Genomic DNA, 10,012 nt, shown 5'->3' with positions numbered 1-10,012 from the left:
AAATGTAAAGCTATATCAGGACAAGACACTAACTTTCAACCTCTAACCTCTTCACCAACTCACCTTATCTAAAAATGATACAATTTGAAAAGGGATTGAAACAAATCTGCTATAATGATTTTTATAGTTTGATGTATCTTTCGAAAGATACGATAAGCCTGTAAAAGGTATATCGCATCGTATCTAAAAACCTGCAAAGTCTCAGATAGCTTTGATCGTTGGAATGGGTATGATTCTGCTTTTATTGATAGCCCATTTCGTTTTGCGATATCTCGATGAACCGATCAGGAAGCGGTTGAGTCAGGGTAAAAATAATCGTATAAGAATTATTGGTTAGTTAATTAAAATCAAAAATAAACCAAATATGAAAAGAAGAACATTTTTACAGGCTTTAAACGTAGGCATCGCCTCTGCAACGCTGTACAATGGAGCAGGACATGCCATGACGCTGACCTCTCTCCTGGACAATAAATCGCAGGATAAAGAATTGTCCTATCATCGTATCCAGGAAATCAAGTATTCCACTGTTCAGATGAAATACCCCCGGCTTGTCGGAAAAAATGCACGTCTTGACCTTCATGGATATGGCCCCAATGTCGAGATCTGCTGTATCACAACAGACAAAGGTGCGATGGGATGGGCCTCACTCCGCGGATCAAGAAGAGATGCAGAGCAGATCGCAAAAGAATTGCTTGGTAAAAAAGTATCGGAGGTTTTTGCAGCTGATATCGGAACTTTAGAAGCTAGACATATCCCTTTTGACATGGCTCTCCATTGATCTCGCGGGTATTATATTGCAGAAACCGGTTTATGAATTACTAGGAAGAAAAACACCTTATCTGACCGATTACTATAGTGGTATGATCTACTTTGATGATCTCGAGCCCTTGGAAAAGCCTGCAGGTATCGACCGTATACTCGAAGAATGTCGGTATGATTACGAAGTCGGATATCGACAGTTCAAACTCAAAATCGGTAGAGGTCATAAATGGATGCCCTATAAAGAAGGCCTACAGCGTGATATCGATGTTACCAATGCCGTCGCAAAAGCTTTTCCAGATTGCGGTATTTTAGTGGATGGCAACAACGGTTTCTCCGTTGACCAATTCATCCAGTATCTCGAAGGAATTCCCTCAGTAAAGCTATTCTGGATAGAAGAACCATTCCACGAAACCGTTGCTGATTATCAAAAATTGAGAAGTTATATAAAAAAAACAGGCAGAATTACCTTATTGGCAGATGGTGAAGCCGATCCGGATCCAAAGCTTTTACAAGAGCTTTTTGAAAAGAAACTATTGGATGTACATCTAACCGATATCGAAGGTCTCGGTTTTACAAACTGGAGAAAGCTGATGCCCGAATTGAAGAAATTGGGTGTGCAGGCATCGCCTCATGCATGGGGATCCCTACTCAAGACATACTATACGGCACATCTCACAGGCGGACTGGGAAATACAGTCACTATAGAAGGAGTAACGAGCACATCGGAAGATGTTGATCTTTCGGGATATAAGGTCCAAAATGGTCAATTAATACCACCCACTACAGCGGGTTTTGGCATGCCTCTTCTGAAGAAGATCTAAAAAAAGTGGCTCAGACTTTTAATTGATAAATGTTCTTTACCAATTACGATCCCTCATATCACCGTGATGTGAGGATTATACTTTTATCTTGAATGTTAGATAATAGTACAGCTGATTTGCACATGAGATCAATTTGGACAAATCTGTATATATGCCTATACTTCTAAAACAGAATAGGATGATTATTGATTCAATATGGAAAGCATTATTTACCTGTAGTCCGATATTTGGAATTGTTTTTGCTGCAATAGACGATACTATTGGATTTTTAACGCACATGAATATACGCACCCTTATACTTGCAATTTATCTATTTCCCTTTACAGCAATTTGTCAAAAAATTAATTGCACCGGGTGGTTCTGAAATTAACACATCGTTCCTTAAGTCCCAAAAATCACTATACGGTTTACTATGTAAAGGATACCAGCTGGACTAAAAAGGGAACTATGACGTATGACATCAATTACGACGCAAACCAGCTAATATACAACTACAAATATACAGACAAGAGCAATGAGTGGTCTGTTAGCAGAACCTCCATAGCGGACGCTAAGACACTGAAGTCAATCAGTTATCAATCGGAAAGCAGTAATAGTAAATTAAACCTCGAATTTGGAAACACGATAAAAGGAAATTATTATTCTAAAAAAACGAAAAAAAATAAAATATTAAATCTGAAAACTCCGTCTTCATTTATTGATTTCAACCTAGCGGATAATATGATGACGACCTTACCGCTTACGGTCGGTTATAAAGGAACATTCTCACAATTTTATTATGATGATAATACGGATACTTTAGTATCAAACTACAGGATTAAAGAAGTGAAAAGCTATGCTTACCGCTCACCTAAAACCGGAAATCACGATACCTGGCTAGCTCGGTATTAGAAGAAAGCACAGGTGCCATCTACAATTTGTAATCGACAAAAAGATCACCGGTTATGGCAAAGAGAAATGTCTCTGGGAAATGGCATGTGGGAGATTTGCATTAATGAGGAGCTGGATTACCAACCCATAAAAAATCAATTCAATAAAGAACAGTCGATAAAACAGATTTCTACAGGCAATAGTGTGATCACGGGAACAGCATACGCGAAAGATAATACGGGTAAAAAACTGGGAGGCTTGGTCAATACTGCGAAAAAACAATTTGCTCCCAAAGGGACAGAAATCACGCTTTTCCCGAATTCAGCATACTATGAAGAATGGGTGGAGGTAAATAAAAAGATAAAAAAACAGGGAAAAATCCCTGAGGTTCCTTTAGATGTTAATTTTGGAACAGCAATCAAAAAAACAAAAGTGTACGATGATGAGGGGCATTTTGAGTTTGCAGATCTTCTACCGGGTACTTATGTGATCATGGCTGGTTTCGATTTTACAAATTCGTACAACTATTCGTATGTCACCGGGTATACTAATTATTACAACTACTGGGGTATACTGGCTCTAACACAAATTACGGTTCTGCCAAACAGCATTATAGAGATCAGGCCAATGTCGAAAAGCTTGTGGCCATTGACAGCGATGGAGACAAAAAAGATATCAACTTGAGAGATTAGCACGGTATCACGCAAAGTCTACTATCAATTTAGCTTTAATTCCCCTACAGAATATACAAATAAAAAAGCCGACAGGATTTTTCCTATTCGGCTTTTTTATTAAATAAGTATATTTTTCGTTTTTCGCTTCTCTATCCTAATCTGGCAAAGTAACCTTTCCGATAAAAGGGTATTCCTCTACTGTATCAATTGCTTCCGAAATCTGGTAGCATAACTGATAAGTATCCTGAAGGTTTTCTGAAAATTGAAAAAACTGATCTTTTTTTACTTTTTCAAAGATCCAGATCGGATCTAAAGGATTTGAATTGTACTTCGTAATAATTGCAGTATATCCATTTTTTTGAGCTTCTACAAGTCTCTCTTTTGTAATATTTGCTAATTCCATATTATACTAATGTACAAAAAATAATTTTAAGCATTATGTTAAAAACCTGCAAAAAACACTTAAAAATCTGAAAAAACAGCTGTTTTTATACAAAAAAGCATCTATTTCGGCTAAAAAAAATAAAATTACCAATGTAACAAAAGAAGTAATAGGAGTTACACAAAGTCCAACCAACTCACTATCTAACGTTCTAACCTTGGAATTACTAAGTACTACAATCTAATTACTAGTAAGTAACAACCATCTAACTTTCTAACCTTCTCACCCCCTCCTAACAATCCTCAACACTTTGCGGAAAAAATAATCGGACCACAGTTCCTTTTCCTATAGTACTTGAAAGGTTTACGGTGCCGCCCATAAACTCCATTAAATCTTTTACCAATGATAATCCAATTCCCGTACCTGCTATATGGGACGAATTGCTTCCCCTGACCTGCATCAGCACTATTTTAGATAATTCATCACCGGGAATACCAATTCCATTATCTTCAAAAACATAGACAATACCTTGATCTATTTCTTCACTATGGATATGCAGATAAGCCCCTGTACCAGTGGAATACTTAACAGCATTACCAATCAGATTAACAAAGATCTGATATATCGCACCACTGTCTGCATTTAAAGGATAAAGATGTCCCAGTTGAAATTCGATCTGTTGTTCTGGAAAATTCAACTTCACTTCATTAATCCATTCTCCGATCCTTTTATCGATCTCCACGCAATCAGCCATATTTTTTGATCCGCGTACTTTATTGAGCTGCAAAGTCTGGTTGATGATGGATTCAATATTCTGTATGGATTCAGAGAAGTTTTTATACCATCTTTTAGCCACCTCAACTGAAAGATTTTCATTTTTAAGCAGAAAATCATTTCCCATCTTTAAAACAGAGAGTGGATTTTTCAGATCGTGCGATAAGGTATTGGCCAAACGGTCCAGTTTATAACTTAAAGAAAGCTCCTCACGCTGTCTTTCCATTCGGTTATTAGCCAATTTTCTTTCGGTCACATCACTGGCCGTGTGCAGGATAGCATAAGTCTGCCCCTTGTCATCAAGTATGGCTTTATACTCGAAATCAAAATAACGTTTGATTTTACGGTCTCCAACAACAATAGTGGCGGCGACTTCCGTAGCATTATAAGTAATCCCAGTTTTCCAGACATTTTTAAGAATAGAACAAAACCCTTCGTTAACAAAATTTGGAAAACAGGCGCATAAGGTTCTTCCAATGATGGACTCATCAGCACACCAAATATCCAACATCCCCTGATTAGCGTAAACGATATTCAGATCACCGTTATCGTAGATAGCCGTTGCTTGAGGAGAATCATTAAGAATTGCTAATATTAAACTATCATGAGCGATCATGGATACACTTATAAGATTAAGTAAAAGTTGAAAGCATGGTAAACAAATATATGCTTTGCATTTGCTAAATATAGTAACAATTTCATTTTAATGCGTGACATATCACTGATAAAAAACGAATTTTCACGTATACCGACAAAAGTACAGCGATCTATTTTATATAAAATAAAAACAGTCGTATTTTAAGGAAGAATTATGTAAGAATTTCAGTAGCAAAAAATTGGCTTTTAGCTAAAAAATTAAATATAGTTTATAAAAACGTCGCTCATCATTGATGAGCCTTAATTTAAACCTATATAACGATTTTTTGGATTAAATACTACGGCTAATCTGCTTTGAGACTTTTCATTTCCTATACTTAGATACCATTTGTTGTTCACAATATTATAAAAAAAACCATCAAAACGGCTATCTTAGAGTAGCATTTACAAATTTACATCTTACACATGAACCTAACCAATCACTATAATAACATGTATCATACTGCTATAACGAAAATCCGCAGTGGGGAAATATCGACTGATAGCTTAATTCATGATATAGATGATACCCGACGGGGTCTGACGGTTATTATTAGACCTAGTGAAAATATCAAAGAAAAAATTCATTCTTTTCAAGAACGTATGCGTCATATTGATAACACTCCGTATTATCAACCAGTTACAGATATGCATATTACTGTTTTATCAATTATCTCATGCACCCAAGACTTTAAATTAAATCAGATAGATATATCAAAATATATACAAATAATCAAAGAAAAGTTTACATCGTATTTCCGATATAAGCTTACATTTTAAAGGAGTTACAGCATCTCAGGAGGCTATACTTATTCAAGGATTTCCGATTAATAATCAATTGGAAAATTTAAGGAGCCAATTACGAGATAATTTTAATAGCTCACAACTTAGACAAAGCATAGACACTAGGTATATGTTATCTACAGCTCATATCACCACAGCACGTTTCCAAACAACATTAAAAGAGCCTGAAAAATTTTCAGATTTATTAGATTATTATAGAAATGCTGATTTTGGTTGTTTAAAAGCAAGTACAATAGAATTTGTATACAACGACTGGTATCAGAAAAAACATATTGTGAAACAGCTTTTTACAGTTAAGTTGTAAAGGTTACGCCTATATTTTTTGAATAGCTATTTAATGTCGTAAACAATTAATTTCCTTTCTGTACAGAAAGATGAAATGGAACAATATAAGGAGAAGAATAATATAATAAGAATTTATCCATCTTTTCTACGTCATTTTTATTTCAAGATTAAATATGGTTTGATTTTTGTATTTAACAGACGCAATCTTTTCCTACCCATTCATGCACATGTAGCGCTATCTGAATAAGATCGCAAATAATATGCTGTGTGGCTCGAAAAGCAAATAATTTCTTTTGTTATATCATTTTATATTAAAAAAAGTGAAAAATACGTTTTACATAAAAAGATATCAAGAACCAAAGTCGTAATCAATTTAAATACATTTATAACAACAAAAACTATGAGTAAGAAAAAAGACAATTCGAAATGGTTAAATGTCGCCATCTCTTGGGGAGCGAGTATTGTCATCATCGGTGTACTGTTCAAGATTCTCCACATCGGCGGTTCCTATGCCAATTACATGATCGGAATCGGATTAGGAGTTGAAGCCTTCTTATTTTTTCTAATGGGTCTCAACCCTCCTGCACCAGAACCAGATTGGAGCCGCGTATATCCAGAATTGGATGAAAACTACACCGGTGAACTACCTACAAGAAGTGCAACTGTCGTGAACACACCTACGGGACCTTCTGCTACTGTAGCTTTGGACAAAATGTTTGCAGATGCTCATATTGACGAGACAAGTATCGGCAATTTAGGAAGAGGATTACGTGATTTCAGCGAAAAAATGTCGGCGATCAATAAAATTTCAGATGTTTCCTTGGCAACAGAAGACTTTACGCAAAAGCTGAAATTGGCAACATCCAAATTTGACAGCATGAGTGTTGCTTTTGAGCAGGCTTCTGCCAATCTGGTACAGATGTCCAATTCATCTACAGATACTGCCAGTTACCACGAACAGGTCAATAAGCTGACCACAAACCTGCAACAATTGAATGGTATGTACGAGCGTGAACTACAGGATTCTGCTACGCACTTAAAATCGATGAACCAATTTTATGAAAATTTAAGTTATACGATGCAAAACTTCAATGAATCATTAGATGACTCTAAAGCATTCAAAGAAGAAGTTGGCAAGTTGGCAAAAAACCTAAACGCTTTAAATGCTATTTATGGCAATATGTTGAGTGCAATGAACCAACCGCGTGTTTAATTCATCCATGTATAATCTAAATCAATAAAAATGGCATTAGGAAGAGAGACACCAAGACAGAGAATGATCAGCATTCTTTATCTGGTACTACTTGCATTACTTGCATTGAATGTGCCCGATACGATCTTGGATGCATTTAAAAACATCAACAATAGCCTCGAATCATCTCGGTCAAATGTCAACAATGCCGTACAGCAATTGTTCTCGGCATTTGAAAGCACCAAACTAAAGGAAGAACCTGCCCGTGCAAAACCGATCTACGATAAAGCGAAAAAAGCACAGGCGATCATCGGAGAACTGAACACATACATCAGCTCACTAAAAGAAGATTTCACCAAGCAAGGTGGCGGTATTGATCCTGAAAAAGGAGATCTGGTTAAAAGAGAAAACGAAGATATTTCGCCGAATCTGATGATCAATGAGAAAAAAGGAACCGTCTTAAAGAATAAGATCAATGAAACAAGAGCTAAGCTCCTAGCTTTATTAACTCCAGAAGAACAAAAAAGTGTTTCCTTTTCATTAGAAGCAAAGGATCCTGAAAAATCTGTCAACGGAAAGAAAAGTTGGGAAGAAATCAATTTTGGAAGCGGAACTCCTCTTACAGCTGCGATGACTATTTTGACCAAAATCCAAACAGACGCTCAAAATGCAGAATCGGATATGGTGAAATTAATCTTAGGCAAAATGGATCAGGCCGTAGTTAATCTGGATAAATTTGCCGCCGTAGCAGTCGCTCCAACCTCCTATTTGGTACAGGGACAACCTTATAAAGCAGAAGTATTTTTAACCGCTTCAGATTCTAAATCGCAACCATCCATCAGTGTCAATGGCTCTCCATTACAGATTGTTGATGGAAAAGGGGTATACAATGTATCGACAAGCAAGGAAGGGATCTTCTCTTGGACAGGAGTTGTGCAGGTGAAACAAACGGATGGTTCGATGAAAGAATACCGTACAGCGACACAAACTTATCAGGTTGCACGCCCGTCGGCAGTAGTATCACCAGATAAAATGAATGTTTTATACATTGGCGTTAATAACCCATTATCCGTTTCTGCAGCCGGTACACCGACAGATAAGGTAAAAGTAAGCATGACCGGAGGTAGCCTTTCAGGATCTGGTGGTAAATATAATGCCCGTGTTTCCTCTCCAGGTACTGCACGCATTTCTATTAGTGCTGAAGTAGCTCCGGGTAAAATACAGACCTTGAGTACCACGAATTCCGTGTTAAACGTATTCCAGATCCAATTGCAAAATTTGCAGGTAAAACAGGTGGTAGTATGGCCACAGTTGCACTTAAAGCACAGAATGCGATCTTTGCGAAATTGGATAACTTTGATTTTGACGCAAATTTCAAGGTAACTAAATTTACGATGATCATTGCCAAGCCACGTGCTGATGCCATTGTGCTATCCACTTCAGGCGGTCAATTAAGTTCAAGCATGAAATCTGCCTTAAACGGCATCACACCAGGCACAAGGGTTATCTTCGATAACATTGTCGCTGTAGGTCCTGATGGAACATCAAGACAGTTAAATGCAGTAGCACTGACTGCAAACTAAAGATACTAATACCTACCTATATAAACATGGCCTTCTCCTTGATCGGGGGAGGCCTTTTTTATGACAAACTATTTCAAAAAAGAAGTGTAACCCTAATGTCCAAACCAGTCGATAACCAGTGTCTTCTTTAGAGCAACAGAAGCCCACTTAAATTATTTAGAAACTAATTATGAATTAGATGGTTCATTAGATGAAAATAGTACAAAATCTTGGTAATCAGTTCAAAAAAGGAGTGACATAGCTATCAAATAAGTGTAGCTATAAATGTATTTAAAGTTGTAGAAAAAAATATAATATTGTAAATTAGTAAAAAAATATCCACGATGGGGAATAAATCTCTGAAAACCTCAGAAGAAAACAATGATAGTATTTTAAAATCATATTCAGCACAAGATCCTGAACATCCCAATTGGTACATTTATGAATATGAGAACCACCGAAAGGTACTTGTTGAAATAAATGTTGAATCAGGAAGAATCCACTTCCTTAGAGAGCTTTAACAGAAAGCAAGTTTGTTTAAATTATCGGTTTAATTGGACAACTATTTACTTTTAATCAAAAGCATAAAAAAGAAAAAATGATTTTTAAAGCATTGCGCTCAGATCTCGGTGTTGAAGATAGTGCATTCGATGATTTGTACCCTACAAATATAAAGATATTGGGACAACGCCATTGGACTCCTGTTGATGTAGCAAAGAAGGCAGCAAAATATTTGGTTCAACATCCAAAGGATAAGATATTAGATATCGGGGCCGGGGCTGGTAAATTTTGCTTAGTGGGGGCTGCATGTACAGAGGGCATGTTTTATGGAGTTGAACAACGGGAATCACTTGTTGAAATTTCCAATGGGATCGCCCAAAAGCATCAAATAGATAATGTAGAATTTATTCATGCCAATATTAATCAAATCTCTTTTTCGGATTATGATGCATTTTATTTTTATAATTCTTTTTATGAAAATATAGATACAACTTGTCCAATAGATCATTCTATCTTACCGAACCAAGAACTCTATCATATCTATACCGAATATCTTAGACAACAACTTAAACAATTACCTATTGGCACTCGAATTGTCTCTTACTGGAGTGGATGGGACGAAATACCTACGAGTTTGATCTTGAACAGACGGCATGTAGAGGTTTGCTCAACTTTTGGAAAAAAATAATATAGACTTGGTTTGTAAGCCTAATCTTGCTTACCGGGATGTTTTCTTCTAAACCTGTAAT

12 protein-coding genes are annotated in these 10,012 nt (G+C 36.5%); 10 read left to right on the top strand and 2 right to left on the bottom strand.

The window, feature by feature from the left end:
• Positions 1-364 precede the first annotated feature (364 nt).
• The 4 genes from L950_RS30995 (at position 365) to L950_RS30985 (ending at position 3,137) form a co-directional block, all read left to right on the top strand.
• On the top strand, positions 365-778 hold the full coding sequence (locus L950_RS30995) for a hypothetical protein (RefSeq protein WP_021190106.1): 414 nt from the start codon (positions 365-367) through the stop codon (positions 776-778).
• The gene (locus tag L950_RS28140) at positions 759-1,583 is read left to right on the top strand and encodes an enolase C-terminal domain-like protein (protein ID WP_197086633.1); all 825 of its coding nucleotides are present in this window, start codon (positions 759-761) and stop codon (positions 1,581-1,583) included. The genes L950_RS30995 and L950_RS28140 overlap by 20 nt, the downstream gene beginning before the upstream one ends.
• A 354-nt stretch (positions 1,584-1,937) precedes the next feature.
• A complete protein-coding gene (locus L950_RS30990) occupies positions 1,938-2,474 on the top strand; it encodes a hypothetical protein (RefSeq protein ID WP_021190103.1) in 537 nt (178 codons plus the stop codon).
• 66 nt (positions 2,475-2,540) lie between these two features.
• Positions 2,541-3,137, top strand: a complete 597-nt coding sequence (locus L950_RS30985; protein ID WP_231577786.1) for a hypothetical protein — start codon at positions 2,541-2,543, stop codon at positions 3,135-3,137.
• A 144-nt stretch (positions 3,138-3,281) separates the two neighbouring features.
• On the opposite strand, the gene L950_RS22145 is transcribed toward L950_RS30985, so the two are convergent.
• Together L950_RS22145 and L950_RS22140 are read right to left on the bottom strand one after the other, a co-directional pair.
• Positions 3,282-3,530 (bottom strand): hypothetical protein, encoded by a 249-nt coding sequence (locus L950_RS22145; RefSeq protein ID WP_021190102.1) that lies wholly within the window; start codon positions 3,528-3,530, stop codon positions 3,282-3,284.
• A 271-nt stretch (positions 3,531-3,801) separates the two neighbouring features.
• Positions 3,802-4,899: a PAS domain-containing sensor histidine kinase gene (locus L950_RS22140; RefSeq protein ID WP_021190101.1), complete on the bottom strand. Its 1,098-nt coding sequence runs from the start codon at positions 4,897-4,899 to the stop codon at positions 3,802-3,804.
• Positions 4,900-5,832: 933 nt separating this feature from the next.
• On the opposite strand from L950_RS22140, the gene L950_RS27265 reads away from it, so the two are divergent.
• The 6 genes from L950_RS27265 (at position 5,833) to L950_RS22120 (ending at position 9,951) form a co-directional block, all read left to right on the top strand.
• Positions 5,833-6,027 (top strand): hypothetical protein, encoded by a 195-nt coding sequence (locus tag L950_RS27265; protein ID WP_052764505.1) that lies wholly within the window; start codon positions 5,833-5,835, stop codon positions 6,025-6,027.
• Between the two features lie 381 nt (positions 6,028-6,408).
• Complete coding sequence (gene gldL, locus L950_RS22130) at positions 6,409-7,221, top strand: gliding motility protein GldL (RefSeq protein ID WP_031288346.1); 813 nt, start codon at positions 6,409-6,411, stop codon at positions 7,219-7,221.
• Between the two features lie 30 nt (positions 7,222-7,251).
• Complete coding sequence (gene gldM, locus L950_RS22125; RefSeq protein ID WP_231577785.1) at positions 7,252-8,583, top strand: gliding motility protein GldM; 1,332 nt, start codon at positions 7,252-7,254, stop codon at positions 8,581-8,583.
• The gene (locus L950_RS34355) at positions 8,502-8,783 is read left to right on the top strand and encodes a GldM family protein (protein ID WP_410528154.1); all 282 of its coding nucleotides are present in this window, start codon (positions 8,502-8,504) and stop codon (positions 8,781-8,783) included. The genes gldM and L950_RS34355 overlap by 82 nt, the downstream gene beginning before the upstream one ends.
• Positions 8,784-9,106: 323 nt before the next feature.
• Positions 9,107-9,283: a hypothetical protein gene (locus L950_RS28960; protein ID WP_021190099.1), complete on the top strand. Its 177-nt coding sequence runs from the start codon at positions 9,107-9,109 to the stop codon at positions 9,281-9,283.
• A gap of 77 nt (positions 9,284-9,360) precedes the next feature.
• A complete protein-coding gene (locus tag L950_RS22120; protein ID WP_197086631.1) occupies positions 9,361-9,951 on the top strand; it encodes a methyltransferase domain-containing protein in 591 nt (196 codons plus the stop codon).
• The last annotated feature ends 61 nt before the right edge of the window (positions 9,952-10,012 follow it).

This window comes from Sphingobacterium sp. IITKGP-BTPF85 (assembly GCF_001006065.1).
Classification (GTDB): Bacteria; Bacteroidota; Bacteroidia; order Sphingobacteriales; family Sphingobacteriaceae; genus Sphingobacterium; species Sphingobacterium anhuiense.
The sequence above is the reverse complement of the archived record's forward strand: the minus strand, read 5'-3'. Positions and strand labels throughout refer to the sequence as shown.